Source organism: Pseudomonas sp. Lb2C2 (assembly GCF_052112205.1).
GTDB lineage: Bacteria > Pseudomonadota > Gammaproteobacteria > Pseudomonadales > Pseudomonadaceae > Aquipseudomonas > Aquipseudomonas kilonensis.
The window spans coordinates 278,546-298,412 of sequence record NZ_JAUTYW010000003.1 but is presented as its reverse complement, the minus strand read 5'-3'; the positions used below and the strand labels follow the sequence as shown (position 1 = coordinate 298,412).

At 60.3% G+C, this 19,867-nt stretch carries 14 protein-coding genes; 8 read left to right on the top strand and 6 right to left on the bottom strand.

The genetic code is table 11. From position 1 onward, the window contains the following. Window positions 1-184: 184 nt before the first annotated feature. A complete protein-coding gene (locus tag Q7F16_RS09660) occupies window positions 185-1,084 on the bottom strand; it encodes a homocysteine S-methyltransferase family protein (RefSeq protein WP_014340927.1) in 900 nt (299 codons plus the stop codon). A 113-nt stretch (window positions 1,085-1,197) separates the two neighbouring features. Between Q7F16_RS09660 and Q7F16_RS09655 the strand changes: the two genes are divergently transcribed. From Q7F16_RS09655 to Q7F16_RS09645, 3 genes are all read left to right on the top strand, one after another. Next, window positions 1,198-2,019 (top strand): ABC transporter substrate-binding protein, encoded by an 822-nt coding sequence (locus Q7F16_RS09655; protein WP_046063422.1) that lies wholly within the window; start codon window positions 1,198-1,200, stop codon window positions 2,017-2,019. After that, window positions 2,016-2,849, top strand: coding sequence for an amino acid ABC transporter permease (locus Q7F16_RS09650; protein ID WP_024619059.1), 834 nt, complete (start codon window positions 2,016-2,018; stop codon window positions 2,847-2,849). Before Q7F16_RS09655 ends, Q7F16_RS09650 begins: the two co-directional genes overlap by 4 nt. A 1,393-nt stretch (window positions 2,850-4,242) precedes the next feature. Then, the gene (locus tag Q7F16_RS09645) at window positions 4,243-6,351 is read left to right on the top strand and encodes an autotransporter outer membrane beta-barrel domain-containing protein (RefSeq protein ID WP_409555702.1); all 2,109 of its coding nucleotides are present in this window, start codon (window positions 4,243-4,245) and stop codon (window positions 6,349-6,351) included. Between the two features lie 63 nt (window positions 6,352-6,414). On the opposite strand, the gene oadA is transcribed toward Q7F16_RS09645, so the two are convergent. Both oadA and Q7F16_RS09635 read right to left on the bottom strand, forming a co-directional pair. Further along, window positions 6,415-8,223 carry a sodium-extruding oxaloacetate decarboxylase subunit alpha gene (gene oadA / locus Q7F16_RS09640; RefSeq protein WP_046063323.1) on the bottom strand — a complete coding sequence of 603 codons (1,809 nt, stop codon included), beginning with the start codon at window positions 8,221-8,223 and terminating at the stop codon, window positions 6,415-6,417. Between the two features lie 12 nt (window positions 8,224-8,235). Beyond that, window positions 8,236-9,651, bottom strand: a complete 1,416-nt coding sequence (locus tag Q7F16_RS09635; RefSeq protein WP_003187105.1) for an acetyl-CoA carboxylase biotin carboxylase subunit — start codon at window positions 9,649-9,651, stop codon at window positions 8,236-8,238. A gap of 187 nt (window positions 9,652-9,838) precedes the next feature. On the opposite strand from Q7F16_RS09635, the gene Q7F16_RS09630 reads away from it, so the two are divergent. Beyond that, the gene (locus tag Q7F16_RS09630) at window positions 9,839-10,801 is read left to right on the top strand and encodes a LysR family transcriptional regulator (RefSeq protein ID WP_046063324.1); all 963 of its coding nucleotides are present in this window, start codon (window positions 9,839-9,841) and stop codon (window positions 10,799-10,801) included. Here Q7F16_RS09630 and Q7F16_RS09625 read toward each other — a convergent pair. Together Q7F16_RS09625 and hexR are read right to left on the bottom strand one after the other, a co-directional pair. Beyond that, window positions 10,743-10,952 (bottom strand): PA3496 family putative envelope integrity protein, encoded by a 210-nt coding sequence (locus Q7F16_RS09625; RefSeq protein WP_079302123.1) that lies wholly within the window; start codon window positions 10,950-10,952, stop codon window positions 10,743-10,745. The two genes, Q7F16_RS09630 and Q7F16_RS09625, sit on opposite strands and share 59 nt — an antisense overlap. 161 nt (window positions 10,953-11,113) lie before the next feature. Then, window positions 11,114-11,980 carry a transcriptional regulator HexR gene (hexR, locus tag Q7F16_RS09620; protein WP_003187110.1) on the bottom strand — a complete coding sequence of 289 codons (867 nt, stop codon included), beginning with the start codon at window positions 11,978-11,980 and terminating at the stop codon, window positions 11,114-11,116. 442 nt (window positions 11,981-12,422) lie between these two features. Here hexR and Q7F16_RS09615 point away from each other — a divergent pair, with 442 nt between their 5' ends. Continuing rightward, the gene (locus tag Q7F16_RS09615; protein ID WP_046063325.1) at window positions 12,423-12,737 is read left to right on the top strand and encodes a hypothetical protein; all 315 of its coding nucleotides are present in this window, start codon (window positions 12,423-12,425) and stop codon (window positions 12,735-12,737) included. A 69-nt stretch (window positions 12,738-12,806) separates the two neighbouring features. Here Q7F16_RS09615 and Q7F16_RS09610 read toward each other — a convergent pair whose 3' ends face one another. Then, window positions 12,807-15,680, bottom strand: a complete 2,874-nt coding sequence (locus Q7F16_RS09610; protein WP_046063326.1) for a putative bifunctional diguanylate cyclase/phosphodiesterase — start codon at window positions 15,678-15,680, stop codon at window positions 12,807-12,809. Window positions 15,681-15,940: 260 nt separating this feature from the next. On the opposite strand from Q7F16_RS09610, the gene uvrD reads away from it, so the two are divergent. The 3 genes from uvrD to Q7F16_RS09595 all read left to right on the top strand — a co-directional run bounded on the left by uvrD (window position 15,941) and on the right by Q7F16_RS09595 (window position 19,860). Continuing rightward, the gene (gene uvrD / locus Q7F16_RS09605; protein ID WP_046063327.1) at window positions 15,941-18,124 is read left to right on the top strand and encodes a DNA helicase II; all 2,184 of its coding nucleotides are present in this window, start codon (window positions 15,941-15,943) and stop codon (window positions 18,122-18,124) included. Between the two features lie 312 nt (window positions 18,125-18,436). Beyond that, window positions 18,437-19,312: a Tim44 domain-containing protein gene (locus Q7F16_RS09600; protein ID WP_409555701.1), complete on the top strand. Its 876-nt coding sequence runs from the start codon at window positions 18,437-18,439 to the stop codon at window positions 19,310-19,312. A gap of 140 nt (window positions 19,313-19,452) precedes the next feature. Beyond that, entirely contained in the window at window positions 19,453-19,860 is a 408-nt protein-coding gene (locus Q7F16_RS09595) for an SMI1/KNR4 family protein (RefSeq protein ID WP_003187120.1), read from the top strand. Window positions 19,861-19,867 lie beyond the last annotated feature (7 nt).

Sequence of the window (19,867 nt, the reverse complement as noted above, 5' to 3'; positions counted from 1 at the left end):
GTACATATGTATAGATGTGGGGACGGGCGGTGGAGAAAAGCGTAAGCCCAAATGTCAGCAGAGTTTCACGGATCCGTGGCGAGGGAGCTTGCTCCCGCTCGGTTGCGCAGCAACCGCAAATTCTGGGGGCCGCTGCGCAGCCCAACGGGAGCAAGCTCCCTCGCCACAGGTTATTTCATCAAGTTCAGACCAGCTTTTGCGCCAACACCGCAATATGCTCCGGCCCGATCCCGCAGCAGCCGCCCAGATGACTGGCCCCGCGTTTTTGCCAGTCCGCCGCCCACTGGAGATAGCCTGGCGGATCAAGGTCTTCGCGCAGCGGATCGAGCCCGTCGTTGGCCGTCGCTTCCTTCGGTTGCGGCGGGAAGGCGTTGGCGTAGGCACCGATGTGGATCTTCACGCCCAGGCGCGCGAAGGTGTCCCGCGCGGCATCGATGGCCGCGCCGATCACTTCCGGCTGGCTGCAGTTGAACAACAGCACCTCGACGCCCAGCTCAGCCGCCACCGCAGCGGCGTCCGCCACCGGTTCGCCGGAACGCAGGCGTGGCACTTCATCGGTGTCTTCGTCTTTTAGGGTGAACGACAGCCAGAACGGCTTGCCGTCCTTCGGCAACCCGGCGTGAATCGCCCGCGCTTCGACCGTGGAGCTTTGGGTCTCGGCCAGCCACAAGTCGACATGGGGCGCCAGGCCGTTCACCAGGGGCGCGAGCAATTCACTGGCGCGGGAAGCGTCGAACAGATCCGGCCGATAGGAACCGAACAAGGGCGGCAGCGACCCGGCCACCCGCACCGCTTTGCCCGAAGCGTGCACCGCCCGCTGCGCCAACTCGCCCGCCAGCGCGGCCAGGGCCTGGCCTTCTTCGGCGAAACGCGCCTCGCCAATATGAAACGGCACCACGGCATAGCTGTTGCTGGTGATTACGTTGGCGCCGCTGGCAATGTAGGCCGCGTGCACGGCTTCTACCGCCTGGGGCGCTTCGCTCAAGGCCAGCGCCGACCACTCGGGCTGTCGGAACGGCGCGCCCCGGCGTTGCAGTTCGCGGCCCATGCCGCCATCGAGAATGACTGTCGTTGCTGAGCCCATATGCGATTCACTCATAAGCTTATGAAAAATACTCACTACCGGAGTTGTTCTTATAACTATTTAATACGCACCATTCGGTGAACTACAACTTATTTTTCTATCAGGGCCCTCACATGAAATTACAACCACTGCTGGCCCTGGGCCTGACTCTGCTGGCTGCCTCTTCGCAAGCGTTCGCCGGCACCACGCTGGATCGCATCGAACAGAAAAAAGAACTGGTCGGCGTGCTGATGGAAAGCTATCCGCCCTTCTCGTTCCTTAATGATCAGAACCAGCTCGACGGTTTTGACGTGGACGTCGCCAAGGCTGTGGCGCAGAAACTGGGCGTGAAGCTGCGCCTGGAAACCCCTTCCTGGGACGTGATCGCGGCCGGTCACTGGAGCGGGCGCTATGACATCTGCATCTGCTCCATGACGCCGAGCAAGGCACGCGCCGAAGTGTTCGATTTCCCGGTGCAGTACTACGCTTCGCCAGCGGTGATCGTGGTCAACGCCAAGGACGACCGTATCCACGGTGCCAAAGACCTGAGCGGCAAGAAGGTCGGCCTGACCAGCGCCTCCAGCTACGAAAGTTATCTGAACAAGAACCTGGTGATCGAAGGTGCCGAGGATACTCAACTGAGCTATCCATTCGAGGACGTGCAGATTGCCCCGTACGACACCGACAACGTGGCCTTCCAGGACCTAGGCCTGGGCGCCGGGGTGCGCCTGGACGCGGTGCTGACCAACCTGGTGACCGCACAGCCGCGCCTGACCGAAGACAAGCGCTTCAAGCTGGCCGGCGAGGCGCTCTACTCCGAACCGAACTCGGTGGCCATCGAAAAGGGCGATGCGCAATGGAACAGCAAAGTGCGTGAAGTCTTTGCCCAGTTGAAACAGGACGGCACCTTGAGCAAACTCTCGCAGAAATGGATCGGCGCCGACATTACCCAATGACTTCTTTTCCACCCCCTCAGCCACCGCCACCGGTGGCTGAGTCACGCTTGCAGAAAATCTTCGGTTTTCGCACCCGGTTGTACCTGACCTGGGCGGCGATGTTGGTGCTGTTCGCGAGTTTCTTCCTGAGCTTCGACCTGAAGTTCTCCATCATCCTCGACAAACTGCCAAACCTGCTGGGCGTGCACCTGGCGCCCAATGGCTTTTTGCAAGGCGCGGTGCTGACACTGTTTCTGTGCCTGTGCTCGATCGTCGCGTCGTCATTGTTGGGCTTCATCACCGCCCTGGCGCGGCTGTCCAGCAGTGCGGTGGCGTTCGGTATCGCCAGTTTCTATGCGTCGTTCTTTCGCGGCACGCCGCTGCTGATCCAAATCCTGCTGATCTACCTGGGCCTGCCCCAACTGGGTGTGGTCCCGGGCGCCATCGCCGCCGGGATCATCGCCTTGTCGCTGAACTACGGCGCCTACCTGAGCGAGATCTTCCGCGCTGGGATCCTCGGCGTCCCCAACGGCCAACGCGAAGCCTCCCTCGCCCTGGGCCTGAGCGAGACCGTGATCTTCTGGCGCGTCACCCTGCCCCAAGCCATGCGCACCATCATCCCGCCGACCACCAACCAATTCATCTCCATGCTCAAGGATTCTTCGCTGATCTCGGTGATGGGGGTTTGGGAGGTGATGTTTTTGGCGCAGTCTTATGGGCGTTCCAGTTATCGCTATATCGAGATGCTGACGACGGCGGCGATTATTTATTGGTTGATGTCCATTGCGTTGGAGCTGATTCAGGCGCGGATGGAGCGGCATTATGGGAAGGCTTATCTGAATAACCGCTGAGTTGGGCTGGGGTTTTAAGGTTGGTGTGTATATCCGTTGCTGCGGTAACGGCGGCTTAGGGTTCCGCCCTGACGGCGGGTCACTTTCGAAAAGCGCGAAAGTAACCAAAGCGCTTCTGCCCCACCACTCGGTGCCTCGCTCAGGCTCGGCATGCCCTCACTCCGGCATTGCTCCGTGGGCCCGCCGCGAAGGGCCATCCATGGCCCAGCGCGGCTATCCCGGCATCCATGCCGGGATGCCCACTCCACAATGCCTGCGTTCGGCCAGCGTGGTTAACGGGGCGCCGAGATCAACGTCCACCACGAGGCGGCCTAGTAGCCGACCTGGCTCTCCCGGTCGTACACCCATCAGATCTTTGGGAGCAAAGCTTGCTCGCGATGAGGCCAGTAAGCCCAACATCCATGTAACTGAACCACCGCCATCGCGAGCAGGCTCGCTCCCACATTCGATCTTCAGCGGACACAAAATTCATATCCAACACAGACCTCCTGTGGGAGCGGGCTTGCTCGCGAAGAGGCCAGCAAGCCCAACATCCATGTGACTGAACCACCGCCATCGCGAACAGGCTCACTCCCAAATTCAATCTTCAGTGGACACAAAATTCATATCCAACACAGACCTCCTGTGGGAGCGGGCTTGCTCGCGAAGAGGCCAGCAAGCCCAACATCCATGTGACTGAACCACCGCCATCGCGAACAGGCTCACTCCCACATTCAATCTTCAGCGGACACAAAGTTCATATCCAACACAGAACCACTGTGGGAGCGGGCTTGCTCGCGAAGAGGCCGGCCCATCCAACATCTTCATCGACTGTGACACCGCCTTCGCGAGCAAGCCCGCTCCCACAGGAGAAATGCGATCCCACCAAGAGCCAGGTCGGCTATCAGGCCGCCTCGGGGTGGACGTTGATCTCGGGCGCCCCGTTAACCACGCTGGCTGAACGAAGGTATTGCGCAGTGGGCAACCCGGCATGGATGCCGGGTTAGCCGCGCTGGGCCATGGATGGCCCTTCGCGGCGGCCCACGGAGCGATGCCTTCGTTCAGGCATGCCGAGCCTAGGCGAGGCACCGAGTGGTGGGGCAGAAGCGTTTTGCTTACTTTTGCGCTTCTCAAAAGTGAGCCGCCGTAAGGGCGGCCCCCTAAGTGGCCGTGACCGCAGAAACGGATATACACACCAGCCAATCCGCCCCCCACAAACGGCGCTTTCCATTTCTGAAAGGGTTGTAGGGCAAAGCTTCGAACCATGAGGGTCAACGAGACAGCACACTGATCGCAGCACGAGCAGCCTACAAATTTCATCCGCCGAATCTTTCCCAAGGCGAGGAGAAGGCTGGCATCGCCCCCCAGGATGAAATTTTTAAAGTGCGACCTCCTTCATGAGAGGTCACATTCGATGCCTACCCAACATCCATTCCTGCCCCAACATCTCGCGCTGGCAATAGCCTTGGCACTTGGCTGTGCCGAGGTTTCGATGGCCCAGTCAGTTGCCGAGAAAACCCGCCCCTTCGAAACAACCGCCGAGATGCAGGCTCGTCTCAAGGTGTTCGCGGCTGCGCCGGATACGAATATCCAGAGGGTCATCAAAGTCCAAGAAGCCCCCCTGTCGAAGGACGACAGTAACGATCTGGTGCTTGTAAGCAGGCAAGGCGAACTCATCGGGCTCACCGACGGTGGTGGCGGCGCCAACGTCTTGCAACTGGACATCGTCAAGGGAGGCGAGTTAGGTGAAATACGCAATTTCCAGGATCTGTATTTGAAGCGAGGCGAATGGTCAAACGACAGGGCTTTCGACAGCAGCAGCCTGATTGATTCGAACGCCAAATTGATTAATACCGGTGACATCCGCGGTGCGATGCACGTTCTTGGTGAACTCGTTAACCGGGGCACGGTGGCCGGGCCTGTCTTCGTGGGGAAAAAGGCCAGGTTCAGCGGTAGCGGGACGGTCGACGCGCTGGATGTGGACGGTCTGATGGAAGTCAATCCTGTAGCGGGCGCCCCGTTAGTGATCAACGATCTCAAATTATCCAAGAGCGCGACGCTGATTTACGGTTTGGACGCAGAGAAAGGCAACGCCACTATCAAGGTTGGCGGCACCGCTACCTTGGGCAATGCGACGCTGAAAATCACCTCCGTACCGGGTGAATACATCGATACGAGCAAACGCATCGTGATCGAGGCGGAGGACAAGGTCGAAGGGAAATTCGGGAAGGTCGTCAACGAACTCGCCTTTTTGAACGCGACACCTGACTACACCGTAGAGAAACAGGTGGGGCTGATCTTCGAACGCAACAAAGTTCCGACAGAAGAAATAGCCACCTCCGAAAACGGGCGGAAAGTCGTGAACGTAATTCAAGAGCTGCAACCGGACATGCCACTGCCGCCTGCCGCCGAACAGAATTCCAATCGCCCAACATCTAAGCCCACCGAACCACCAAAAGTTGTGGTCAGCGCCAAACCCAAGCCCGTCGTCCAAGTGCACGCTATCAAGCCAGCCCCCAAACCCAACGCCGCGATCAATGCCCTGCTCGGCACCAACCTGACCACTGCCGCCGATGCCATCGACCAACTGGGCGGTTACAACACCGCCGACCTGGGCAATGCCACCCTGAGTAGCATCGCGCCGATCAGTACGGGGATGCTCTCGGCCATGAGCCGGAGAAGTCCGGCGGATGGGTACGACAACGGCCAAGTCTGGGTCCAGGCCATCGGCAACAGCGGCAGCCTCGCCAAGCAATTGGGAAACTTTGCTCTCAAGCATTCGACAAAAGGTTTGATGCTGGGAACCGACTGGGCCGTCAGCCCTGATTGGCGGCTGGGCATCATCGGCAGCAAGACCCAGACGCGGATGGACAGTTATCAGTTCGACGGGGCCCTGGACAGTTGGCTCGCAGGCGCTTACGCCTTGCGCCAGGAAGGTCCGCTGGCGCTGCGTCTGGGCGCTGTCTATGGCAGTCATGACGGCAGCACCAAGCGCCACGTCGCCTTCAACGGGTTCAGGGATCGCCTGAAGGGCCGTTACGATGCCACGACACAGCAGATCTTCGGGCAGATCGGCTACAACCTGGATATCGCTCATTTCGATATCGAGCCCTACGTCCAAGTGGGCTACCAACGCTACCAACGCGATGCCTATACAGAAAAAGGCGGGGACGCCGCGTTGCAGTACGACGGCCAGGCACAAGAACACTACAGCAGCGACCTCGGGCTGCGCCTCGCCCGTCCTTTGATTTTCGACCGAGGCATGCGGTTGACGCCGCGACTGGATGTCGGCTGGAAACACTTGTACGGCAACGTCAGGGGCACATCCCACCAACGTCTGGTTAGCGGCGGCGGCACCTATACGATCGAAGGGGTTGAACTGGACCGCGACAGCGTTCTGCTGCAAGCGGGTCTGGACCTGGCCGTTTCGCCCCGGCACACCTTTGGATTGAGCTACAGCGGTGAAACAGGCCAGGACAACCGCAACGGTGCGCTGATGGGCCAGTGGCGAATGATGTTCTGACAGGCAAAAAAAAGGGGAGCACATGCCCCCCCGAGGTTAAAACGTTGTATCGAGGCTGTTTATTCAGCCTTCGATCTCGATCAGGATCTCGCCCGGGTTGACCCGGTCGCCCTTGGCGACATGAATCGCGGTGACCTTGCCGGCGATGGCCGCCTGCACTTCGGTTTCCATTTTCATGGCTTCGGTGATCAGCACTGCTTGACCGGCCTTGACCACATCGCCCTCCTTGACCAGCACATCAACGATGTTGCCCGGCATGGTGGTGCTGACATGGCCCGGCGCAGTGGCTTGCTTGCGCTTGCTGCTGCCGCCGCTGACAAACTCATTGAGCGGTTCGAACACGACCTCTTCCGGCATGCCATCGATGGACAGGTAGAAGTGACGCTTGCCTTCGGCCTTGACGCCGACACCGGTGATGTCGACGCGGTAGGTTTCGCCGTGGACGTCGATGACGAACTCGGTCGGCACGCCTTCGCCGCCCGCCGAGCTAACGCTGCCCGCTTCAGGGATTGGCAATAGCACTTCTGGAGTCAGGGTGCCGGCTTCGCGTTCTTCGAGGAACTTGCGACCGATGTCCGGGAACATGGCGTAGGTCAGTACGTCCTCTTCGGACTTGGCCAGCGCGCCGATTTCACCGCGCAGCTTGGTCATTTCCGGCTTGAGCAAATCGGCCGGACGTACGTCGATCACCTCTTCGCTGCCGATGGCCTGGCGACGCAGCTTCTCATTCACCAAACCTGGCGCCTTGCCGTAGCCGCCCTGCAGATAGAGCTTCACTTCGTTGGTGATGGTCTTGTAGCGCTCACCGGCCAACACGTTAAAGAACGCCTGGGTACCGACGATCTGCGAGGTCGGGGTCACCAGCGGCGGGAAGCCGAGGTCTTCGCGCACTCGCGGGATTTCCGCCAGCACTTCGTTCATCCGGTTCAGTGCGCCCTGCTCTTTCAACTGGTTGGCGAGGTTGGAGATCATCCCGCCCGGTACCTGGTTGACCTGGACGCGGGTGTCGACTGCGGTGAATTCGCTTTCGAACTGGTGGTACTTCTTGCGCACGGCGTAGAAGTACAGGCCGATTTCCTGGAGCAGTTCCAGGCTCAGGCCAGTGTCGAACTCGCTGCCCTTGAGGGCCGCGACCATCGACTCGGTGCCCGGATGGCTAGTGCCCCAGGCGAAGCTGGAGATCGCGGTATCGATGTGATCGGCGCCGTTTTCGATAGCCTTGAGTTGGCACATCGCCGCCAGGCCAGCGGTGTCGTGGGAGTGGATGAACACTGGCAACGATTGCTCGGCTTTCAGCGCTTTCACCAGCTCGCCAGTGGCGTATGGGGTCAGCAGGCCGGCCATGTCCTTGATCGCCACCGAGTCGCAACCCATGGCTTCCATCTGCTTGGCCTGGGCCACGAACGCGTCGATGGTGTGCACCGGGCTGGTGGTGTAGGCGATGGTGCCCTGGGCGTGCTTGCCGGCGGCCTTCACCGCTTCGATGGCGACTTTCAGGTTACGCACGTCGTTCATCGCATCGAAAATACGGAACACGTCGATGCCATTGACGGCGGCCTTGGCCACGAACGCCTTGACCACGTCATCGCTGTAATGGCGGTAGCCCAGCAGGTTCTGCCCGCGCAGGAGCATTTGCAGACGGGTGTTGGGCAGCGCCGCGCGCAGTTGGCGCAGGCGCTCCCACGGGTCTTCTTTCAGGAAGCGCACGCAAGCGTCGAATGTCGCGCCGCCCCACACTTCCAGCGACCAATAGCCGACTTTGTCGAGCTTGTCGCAGATCGGCAGCATGTCTTCGGTGCGCATGCGGGTGGCGAGCAGCGATTGGTGGGCGTCGCGCAGGATTGTGTCGGTAACAAAGATCTTCTTGGACATGGTCATACTTCCTTACAGGCCTGCGTGGGCGGCAATGGCGGCGGCGATGGCCAAGGCCAGCTCTTCGGGTTTGCGCTTGATCGAGTAGTTGGTCAGTTCAGGGTGGCTTTCAACGAAGCTGGTATTGAACTGGCCGCTGCGGAATTCCGGATTGCGCAGAATCTCCTGGTAATACGCGGCGGTGGTCTTGACCCCCTGCAGGCGCATGTCATCCAGGGCCCGCAGGCCACGGTCCATTGCTTCTTCCCAGGTCAACGCCCAGACCACCAGTTTCAGGCACATCGAATCGTAGAACGGCGGAATGGTGTAGCCGGTGTAGATCGCCGTGTCGGTGCGCACGCCCGGGCCGCCAGGGGCGTAATAGCGGGTGATCTTGCCGAAGCTGGGCAGGAAGTTGTTTTTCGGGTCCTCGGCGTTGATGCGGAACTGCAACGCAAAGCCACGGTGCTGGATGTCCTCCTGCTTGACCGACAGCGGCAACCCGGAGGCGATGCGGATCTGTTCGCGAACAATGTCGATACCGGTGATTTCTTCGGTGATGGTGTGTTCCACCTGCACCCGGGTGTTCATCTCCATGAAGTACACCTCGCCTTCGGCGAGCAGGAACTCCACGGTGCCGGCATTCTCGTAGCCCACGGCCTTGGCGGCACGCACCGACAGGTCGCCGATGTAGGCGCGCTGCTCGGGAGTCAGCTGCGGGCTCGGGGCAATTTCGATCAGCTTCTGGTTGCGGCGCTGAATCGAGCAGTCACGTTCGAACAGGTGCACCACGTTGCCGAAACTATCACCGAGGATCTGCGCTTCGATGTGCTTGGGATTGACGATGCACTTTTCCAGGAACACTTCCGCCGAACCGAATGCCTTGGTGGCTTCAGAAATGACCCGCGGGAAGGCCTGTTCGAGTTCTTCGCGGCTGTTGCAGCGACGGATACCACGACCGCCGCCGCCGGACGTGGCCTTGAGCATCACCGGGTAACCGATCCGATCACCTTCGGTCAGCGCTTCTTCAATGCCCGCCACGTTGCCTTCGGTGCCCGGCGTGACCGGCACACCGGCCTTGATCATGCTGCGGCGCGCTTCGGTCTTGTCGCCCATGCGGCGAATGACTTCTGCCGAAGGGCCAATGAATTTGATGCCGCGTTCAGCGCAGATGTCTGCCAGTTCGGCGTTTTCCGAGAGAAAACCGTAGCCGGGGTGCAAGGCATCACAGCCGGTTTCCACCGCCAGGTTCACCAGTTTGCGCGGGTTCAGATAGCCGGCCAGCGGATCGGCGCCGATGCTGTGGGCCTCATCCGCACGCTTGACGTGCAGCGCATGGCGGTCCGCGTCGGAGTAGACCGCGACCGAGCGAATGCCCATCTCGGCGCAAGCGCGCACGATGCGGACGGCAATCTCACCACGGTTGGCGATCAGGATCTTTGTTATCAATTGGAGGTTCCCTTGAGCCGGTGATACCACGGCCTGGGGTCCAGGCCGACGCGTGACCAGATGTAACAATTGGTCGCAGCCCCACACTAGTCCTGGCTGTTGATTAACAAAAATGAATAATTATTGGGTCATGCATAAGCAAAGACTTATAGTTGCGCTATCCGTCTCGGTCCAGGGTGCTTGAAAAATGCGTAAGTCATTGATGCGTATGACATTGCGTCAATTGCAGATTTTCAACGAGGTGTGCGACCTGAGGTCTTACAGCCGTGCAGCTGATGAAATGTCTCTCACACAACCGGCCGTCAGCCTACAGATTCGTTCCCTGGAAGAGCTGATTGGCCAACCGCTGTTTGAGTATGTTGGCAAAAAGCTCTACATGACCGAAGCCGCCGAAGCCCTGCAACGTGCCAGCCGAGACATCTTCGGACGCCTGGAAAACCTCGACATGCAGCTCTCGGACATGCAGGGCTCGTTGCAAGGCCAATTGAAGCTGGCGGTGGAGTCCAGCGCCAAGTACTTCGTCCCGCACCTGTTCGCCGCGTTCAAGCGCCAGCATCCGGAGGTGAACCTGAACCTCACCGTGGTCAATCGCGGCCAGGTCATCCGCCGGCTCTCGGATAACCGTGACGACTTGGTGATCATGTCCATGGTGCCCCAGGACATGGGCCTGGAATTCCTGCCATTCCTCAACAACCCTATCGTCGCCGTGGCGCCGCCCGATCATCCGTTATGCCACATGGGCCCGCTGCGCTTGCAAGACCTGGAGCCTTATACGCTGCTGTTGCGCGAGCCGGGGTCCGGCACGCGATTGGCCTGCGAGGAGTATTTCAAGGAGAAACGGGTGCATTTCACCCAGACACTGGAGGTGGCGTCGGCGGAGGCCCAGCGCGAGTGCGTGGTGGCCGGGCTGGGCGTGGCGCTGTTGACGCGCCACGCCGTGAGCCGGGAACTGTCGTCCGGCGCACTCATCGAGTTGCCGGTGGAGGAATTGCCGCTGTACCGCAGCTGGTGCCTGGTGCAGGCCAAGGCCAAACGCCTGTCACCGGTGGCTCACGCCTTCCTGGCATTCGTTCGCGGTGAGCGCGCTCAGATCATCGGCCTGGTTGAGCGTTTCGACGGGAAGCCGCCGGCGTTGCCTGCCAGTAATTGAACTCTGCCGCGTCAGGAAATTCGCTGATTTCGGCCAGGAGCTGGCGCTGTTCACAGCGGTCTTCGATGGCACGACGGAACGCCATGCGGCGCTGGTCTTCCTGCTGACGACGGGTTTTGACGGCGCTGCGTTCTTCGTAGGACTGGGTCATGTCGAGACTCCCAAGACGTATACGGGAGCTTTACGATGACGGCGCGGGATGACGGTTTGGCGGCGCGTGGGTTACAGAACGATGAATTCGGGCAGATGATCCCTGTGGCGAGGGAGCTTGCTCCCTCGCCACGAAAGCCCCTCGACCTCAGGGCTTGGGATTCAGTCGTCCAGCGCCTTCACCGACTTGGGCGACAGCCGCAGGCTGCGAAGGCTGCGCTTCACGCTCTTGAGATGGTTGACCAGGCTTGGACCACGGGCCATGGCGACACCCATTGCCAGCACGTCGATCACCACCAGGTGGGCGATGCGCGAGGTCAGCGGCGTGTAGATCTCGGTGTCTTCATGCACGTCGATGGCCAGGTTGACCGTGGACAGTTCCGCCAATGGCGTCTGGCTCGGGCACAAGGTGATCAGCGAGGCACCACTTTCGCGCACCAGGTTCGCGGTGATCAGCAAGTCCTTGGAACGCCCCGACTGGGAAATGCAGATCGCCACATCGGTGGGTTTCAAGGTCACCGCTGACATGGCCTGCATGTGCGGGTCGGAATAGGCCGCAGCCGTCAGCAGCAACCGGAAGAACTTGTGCTGGGCATCGGCTGCCACCGCACCCGAGGCACCGAAGCCATAAAACTCGACACGCTGGGCCTGGGACATGGCCGTGACGGCTTTTTGCAACGCTACCGGGTCGAGCTTCTCGCGAACCTCCATCAGGGTATGCAGGGTCGTGTCGAAGATTTTCAGGCTGTAGTCCGCCACTGAATCGTCTTCGTGGATCGCAAACTGACCGAAGCTCGCGCCGGCGGCCAGGCTTTGCGCCAGCTTGAGTTTCAGGTCCTGGAAACCCGAGCAACCGATGGCCCGGCAGAAACGCACGATGGTCGGTTCGCTGATGCCGACGCTGTGGGCAAGATCGGCCATGGAGCTATGCATCACGGCCGCAGGATCAAGCAGTACGTGATCGGCGACTTTCAGCTCCGACTTGCGTAGCAAGTGGCGTGACTGGGCGATGTGTTGCAACAGGTTCAAGGGGCTGGACTCTTGTTATGGGCAGGTGCCGGGATGTAGCAAGCTTGTAGTTATACTACAAGAATTGGCTTTTTGCCCGTCCAAAACGTAACTGGATTGCCTCGCTGCCCCTTTGTTTTGGCCGAGGATCCGTCGATGTAGCAGCTTGTGCCGTAGCGCAAAACCTTCAACCCTGCCGATCCGCTGATTTCCAGGCCCGTCCTGAGCTTCCAACGCGGGGAAAATCGTTTATTGGTCAATAGCCAACTACTAAAACAACTTGCGCCCCTCAACAATATCTCCCAGCAACAATAGACAGTAGATCTTAAAACAGAACCAAGTAAGCCAGCGAAAACTCATTTCTCCTTACAATACCAACCGCAATTGAGCAGACACCATCAAGGCAAAGTAGATATATTGGCTCCCGCAGGACGCAATCAACTTAACTACAGGAGTTACTACCATGAAAATCACGACTAAAGATTGGACCGCACAGATCGACCGCATGCCAGGTGCCGCGTCTTTCCGCACCTTTGGCACCGTCACTGTAGCCAATAGCGGCGTTACCCCGACGCTGGTACGCAGCGACCGCCAGGACAAGTCCTTTGATCTGCGACTGGACTTGAAACTTGAACATTCCGACGGAGTTTCACTGCCGGTACTGACAGACAAGTTTGTTGAATACAAAGAACTGGGCGATTCCAATGTCACGGGTGTCAGTATTTTTTTCGAAGGCCAGTTACTGCACCACATCGATGAAGTGCTAGTCACTAACTAAGCGTAGACCCCATAACTTCCCGCCAGACAACTTTGTTGCCTGACGGGAAGTTATCGTCGTGATTCAGGCTCATTCAACCAGGTGTTGCGCTCGCAACAATCCAGCCAACCCTTCAGCCTCCACCGGCCGGCTGATCAGATACCCCTGAACCTCATCGCAACGTTCGTTCCTGAGGAATTCGAGCTGCTCCTGCCGCTCGACGCCTTCGGCCACGACCTTGAGCGACAGCCCATGAGCCATTGCAATGATTGCCCGGGTAATTGCCGCATCCACACTGCCCTCACCCAACCCGCGAATGAACGCCTGGTCGATCTTCACGTAATCCACCGGGATGCGCTTGAGGTAGCTCAGCGATGAGTAGCCGGTGCCAAAATCGTCGATCGCCAGCTTGACTCCAAGGTCCCGCAATTGCTGGAACGTGGCGATGATGTGTTCAACGCTGTCGAGCAGTTGGCTCTCGGTCAGTTCCAACTCCAGGTATTGCGGGGCCAGACCGGTTTCCTCCAGCACCTGCCGCACCAGGCTGACCAGCTTGCCCTGGCGCAGTTGATGCACCGACAGATTGACGGACACCCTGATCGGCGCGAGCCCCTGGCGCTGCCATTCGCATGCCTGCCAACAAGCCTGGCGCAACACGAATTCGCCAATCGGCCCGATCAACCCGGTCTCTTCGGCCAGGCCGATGAAATCCCCCGGCGGCACCCGCCCCATGGCCGGATGATCCCAACGCACCAACGCCTCGGCGGCGTTCAGGCGACCGGTCGCCAGGCACAGTTTTGGCTGATAAAAGACCTTCAGTTGTTGCTCTTCCAAGGCCTTGCGCAGCTGATTCTCCAGTTGCAGGCGTTCCAGCGTGCTGGCCTGGAGGCTATCGGTGTAGAACTGGAAGTTGTTGCCCCCCAAATGCTTGGCATGCTGCATAGCCATGTTCGCCTGGCTGACCAGTGTGGCAATTTCCCGCGTATTATCGGGCAACAAGCTGATGCCAATGGAGGCACTGAGCACCAGTTCATGGCCTTCGATGGTCAGCGGCACACGCAGTTTGGCGGCCAGCCGGGTCGCCACCCGCGCCAGGCTCGAAAGGTTGCCATAGGCATCGAACAACACCGCAAACTCATCGCCCGATAACCGGGCGATGGTATCCGCCTCGGGCAGCGCATTGATCAGGCGTCGTGCCATTTTCTGCAACAACTGGTCGGCGATGTCATGGCCGAGGCTGTCGTTGAGCAACTTGAAACGGTCCAGGTTGATATGCAGCAACGCCAGGCTGCGCCGTCCGCCCTGGCGCACACGCTGATGAGCTTCGTGCAGGCGCTCGCGAAACAGCGAGCGATTGGCCAGCCCGGTCAGTTCATCATAGTGGGTCAGGTAGCGCATCCGTTCTTCGGATTCGCGTCGCGCCGAAAGATCGGCGAAGAAGCCCACGATATGGCTGACATTTCCCCGCGCATTGCGCACGACGTTCAGTTGCAGCCATTGCGGATACAACTCGCCGTTGGCACGTGCCTCTACCAACTCACCCTGCCAGGTGCCGTGCTGCTTGAGCGCTTGGCGAATGATGGGGTAATGCCGGCGCGCATCGCGACTGCACGGCAGATCCACCACGTTACGCCCGAGCATGTCATCGATATTGAAACCGGTGACCCGCGTGAACGCCTGATTGGCGGCGAGTAGCACGTAGTGGGGGTCGAAAATCACGATCCCTTCGCTAGCAGCTTCGAACACTGTGGCCGCCAGTTGCCGTTGCTGCTCGAGTTCCTTGCTGACGCTAATGTCTCGCCGGGTGCCAACCATACGCAGCACCCGTCCGCTCACGCTGCGCTCCACGGCCCGGCCGCGGTCTTCGATCCAGACCCAGTGACCGTCGCCGTGACGCACGCGGTATTCGATCTGGTAATCCTCGCTGCGGCCCTTGAGGTGTTCGACCAGGGCTCGCTTGAGCGCCGGCAGGTCTTGAGGGTGCAGGCGCGGAGTGAGGTGAGTGAGCATCGCCGTGATGTATTCGGGCTCCAGGCCGAAGAGCTCCTTGAGCTGGGTGTGATGGACTTCGTCAGTCTGCAGGTTCCAATCCCACAACCCCAGCTCACTGGCCTTGAGCGCCAGGGCCAGACGCGCCTCACTCTTGCTCAAGGCCTGGCTGGTTACCTCCAGTTCAAGACTGCGCTGCGCTACCCGCGCCTCCAGGCCCACCTGGGCCGCCCGCAGTTTTTCCTCGGCAGAACGACGTTGCTCGACCTCCCGGGCCAGCGCGTCGTTGAGCTGGGCGCTGCGGGTTTGCGCTTGCTGCAGGTGCTCGATCAGCGCCTGGTTCTGGAAGCGTCGCAACAGACTGCTTTGGATCAAGCGGTTGACTTGCCAGGCGACCACGCTCAACGAGACCAGCACAATCAGCCCAAGCCAGCCCCACCCGCGTTGCTGCTCATCGCCGCCCCAAAAGAGATAGCCGATGGCCGGTAACAGGCAGGGCAAGGTAAAGGACAGGAATGCGGGAAGACTCACCGCGTAGGCCACGCTGGCGGACAGGGCAGCCGCGCCAATCAGGCCGAACACCCAGGCCTGCTGCTGGAAGCTGTCAGCCGGGACCAACGCGATACCGGCCCCAGCCAGCGTCAGGCCGGTCATTGCTGAGCCCAGCAAAAACATGCGCAACCAGATCGGGTGTGCCTGGCGGCTTGGCATCGCCGAATCGAAAGCCGCCACCTGGATCACCCGCAAGGCCACCAGTGACAGCAACCAGACGAGCCAGACGCTGACCAGGAAATAGCGCCGCGGCTCCCACAACAGCGCGGCGCAGACCAGACCGTTGAGCAACATGAACAGCGTAGGCAGCAGCGAGCCTTGATACAGCAGACGTGTGCGCTCGACCGCCATCTCCATGGCGTACTGCTTGTAGATGACCCGCGGCTCCACACAGGGGCCCGCCGGATCGGAATTGAGGGTCATTGGCACTGTTCTTGTTCTTATTCAGTAGAGCGTGGAGAACCCGAAACAAGCACCGAGCATACACAAGCCATGGGCCATCCCACACTGCCCCAGCTCATAAAAATACGGAAAAAGTCGCTATTTCATTGGCTCGCGCCCCTTCGAAGCGAGTCCCGCCAATGGCTGTAGCCTATGACCCGCCGGTCATCCACAACCGGTCTTTTATCGGCTGATGCAAAGCTCGGTTTGCCCGGGGTGACGCCGCACCCTAGAATGCCCCGATGCGCGATGATCTCTCCCTTCTGCTGAACTCCCTCAACGATGCCCAACGTCAGGCCGTAGCCGCCTCCGTGGGTCGTCAGTTGGTCCTGGCCGGTGCCGGCTCCGGTAAAACCCGAGTGCTGGTGCACCGTATCGCCTGGTTGATCCAGGTCGAGAACGCCTCGCCCCATTCGATCCTGTCGGTGACGTTCACCAACAAGGCCGCGGCCGAGATGCGCCATCGCATCGAGCAACTGATGGGCATCAACCCCGCCGGCATGTGGGTCGGCACGTTCCACGGCCTGGCGCACCGCTTGTTGCGGGCGCATTGGCAGGAGGCCGGGCTGAGCCAGACCTTCCAGATCCTGGACAGCGACGACCAGCAGCGCCTGGTCAAGCGGGTGATCCGCGAGCTGGGCCTGGACGAGCAGCGCTGGCCAGCCCGCCAGGCGCAATGGTTCATCAACGGCCAGAAAGACGAAGGCCTGCGTCCGCAGCACATCCAGGCCAGTGGCGACCTGTTCCTGGCGACCATGCGCAGCATTTACGAAGCCTACGAGGCGGCGTGCCAGCGTGCCGGAGTCATCGACTTCTCCGAGCTGCTGCTACGGGCGCTGGACCTGTGGCGTGACCACCCAGGCCTGCTAGCCCATTACCAGAAGCGCTTCCGGCATGTACTGGTGGACGAATTCCAGGACACCAACGCCGTGCAATACGCCTGGTTGCGCCTGCTCGCCAAGGGCGGTGACAGCCTGATGGTGGTGGGTGACGACGACCAGTCGATCTACGGCTGGCGCGGCGCCAAAATCGAGAACATCCACCAGTACTCGGCGGATTTTCCCGACGCCGAAGTCATCCGCCTGGAACAGAACTACCGCTCCACCGCCGGCATCCTCAAGGCCGCCAACGCCCTGATCGCCAACAATACCGGGCGCCTGGGCAAAGAGCTGTGGACCGACGGCGGCGAAGGCGAAGCGATCAACCTCTACGCCGCCTTCAACGAGCACGACGAAGCCCGCTACGTGGTGGAAACCATCGAAAGCGCGCTGAAAACCGGCCTGGCCCGCAGCGATATCGCCATCCTGTACCGTTCCAACGCCCAGTCGCGGGTGCTGGAAGAGGCGTTGCTGCGCGAGCGAATCCCCTACCGCATCTACGGCGGCCAGCGCTTCTTCGAACGCGCTGAAATCAAGAACGCCATGGCCTACCTGCGCCTGATCGAAGGTCGCGGCAACGATGCGGCCCTGGAGCGGGTGATCAACGTGCCAACGCGGGGCATCGGCGAGAAAACCGTCGAGGCGATTCGCGATCACGCGCGCCACAGCCACGTGTCCATGTGGGAAGCCATGCACCAACTGGTCGCCAACAAAGGCATGACCGGTCGCGCCGCCGGTGCGCTGAAGGCCTTCATGGACCTGATCGAAGACCTGGCCGCCAAGTGCGGGGAAATGCCTCTGCACTTGATGACCCAGACCGTCATCGAACAGTCCGGCCTGATCGCCTACCACGAAGCGGAAAAAGGCGAGAAAGGCCAGGCCCGGGTGGAAAACCTTGAGGAACTGGTCAGCGCCGCGCGCAACTTCGAAAGCACCGAAGAAGACGCAGACCTGACGCCGCTGTCGGCCTTCCTGGGTCACGCTTCCCTGGAGGCCGGTGACACCCAGGCCGACGAACATGAAGACAGCATCCAGCTGATGACCCTGCACAGCGCCAAGGGCCTGGAATTCCCCTACGTGTTCCTCGTGGGCATGGAAGAAGGCCTGTTCCCCCACAAGATGAGCCTGGAAGAACCGGGACGCCTGGAAGAGGAAAGGCGCCTGGCCTACGTCGGTATCACCCGCGCCATGCAGAATCTGGTACTGACCTACGCCGAAACACGACGTTTGTATGGCAGCGAGACCTACAACAAGGTGTCGCGCTTCGTACGTGAAGTCCCGAAGGGACTGATCCAGGAAGTGCGGCTGTCCAACAGTGTCAGCCGACCGTTCGGTGGCGGCCAGCAACAAAGCGCCAGCAGCCTGTTCGGCGGCAGCAACATCCCGGAAACCGGCTTCAGCCTTGGCCAAACCGTGCGGCATTCGGTATTCGGCGACGGCGTGATCCTCAACTTCGAGGGCGCTGGCGCCCAGGCGCGGGTGCAGGTGAACTTCAGCGAAGGCAGCAAGTGGCTGATGCTGGGGTATGCCAAGCTCGAAGCGATCTAAGGATTTCGTAAGAAGCACCTTGCTGTGGGAGCAAGGCTTGCCCGCGAGGCGGTGGCACATTCAACACAGATGCGTCAGACAGATCGCTATCGCGGGCAAGCCTTGCTCCCACAGGTATCTCTCTCTATCCCACATTAGTTTCCGACCGAACTTATTTACTTTTCCTACAGCCCAAAGCGAACAAGCCTTCTTGCACAGCCCAAGCTGAACCTAAGCTGTCACGCAAAAGCCCGAAACACTCTGCCGCTAGCCAGCAACAGTTCAGCTGTGCAACATGGCGCGCGTGCTATCCACAAATGGGAATGCCTTTATATGAAACGTTTTCTTAGCATCGCCATGGCGCTGTGCATCGGCCTGACGATGGCAATCGACGCCAATGCCGCCAAACGCTTTGGCGGTGGTAAAAGTTCGGGCGCGGCCCCGACTCACCAGACCAGCCAGATGGCGCCGTCCTCTGCAGCCGGTTCCACTGCCGCCACCGCGGGCGCGGCCGGTGCTGCTGGCGCTGCCACGAAGGCCAGCGGTGCTTCGCGCTGGCTCGGCCCCCTGGCCGGCATCGCCGCCGGTGGCCTGCTCGCCTCCATGTTCATGGGCGACGGCTTCCAGGGCATGCAGATCTTCGACATCCTGATCATGGCGGTCATCGCCTTCCTGGCCTTCCGCTTCATTGCCGCCCGTCGTCGCAAGCAGCAGGAGCAATTGGCTCCGGCCGGCCACGCGCCGATGCAACGGGAAGAGTTGAACCAGCAACCGGCCGGTGGCTCGATCTTCGGCGGTTCGGCAGCGCCTGCCGCCGTCCGTCCGGTCATCAATGCGCCAGCCTGGTTCAACGAAGGCCGCTTCGTCGAAGCCGCGCGCAACCATTTCATGTCCCTGCAGCAACATTGGGATGCGAACGAAATGGACAAGATCTCCGAGTTCGTAACCCCGCAACTGCTGGAGTTCCTCAAGCGCGAGCGGGCCGAACTGGGCGATGGCTTCCAGTCCACCTACATCGACAATCTGCACGTGCAACTGGACGGCGTCGACGATCGCGCCGACAAGACCATCGCCACCCTGACCTTCAGCGGTGTGTCGAAGGATTCTCGCTTCGACAAGGGCGAAGCGTTCAGCGAAAGCTGGAACATGGAACGTGCCCAGGGCGATGACCAGCCTTGGCTGGTGGCCGGTATCCGCCAGAACGGTTGAACCTTTGCCCGTTTTGCATGTTGAAATAAAAGAACCCCGGCTCAGGCCGGGGTTTTCTATTTCGCAGTTGCATCTATAGCGAGCTACTGTATAAACCGCTCCATATAAAACCGCGCCATCGAGAAAGAGGATCCCCGGACGTGGAAGAAATCATCGAACAATTGCGTGAAGCCAACGAGCCCGTACCGGTCCCGCTGGAGTTGCCCGACGAAGACTTGCTGGTAGAAATCGAAGAGCAGCTGTTCATCGATATCCCATTCGTCTTCAGGGAGTTTTTGCTGACCGTCAGCGATGTCGTCTATGGCAGCCTGGAGCCGGTGACCGTCACCGATCCACAATCCCACACCTACCTGCCGGATGTGGCCGCCAATGCCTGGGATGCCGGTGTCGACCGCAGCCTGATCCCGATCTGCCAGGACGGCGACGATTATTATTGCGTCGAAGAAGACGGCACTGTGGTGCTGTGGCAGGCCGAAGAAGAACTGATCGCCGAAGAAACCTGGGAATCGGTCTGGCACTGGGCGCGGGACGTCTGGCTGGAAAGCTGAGCCCCAC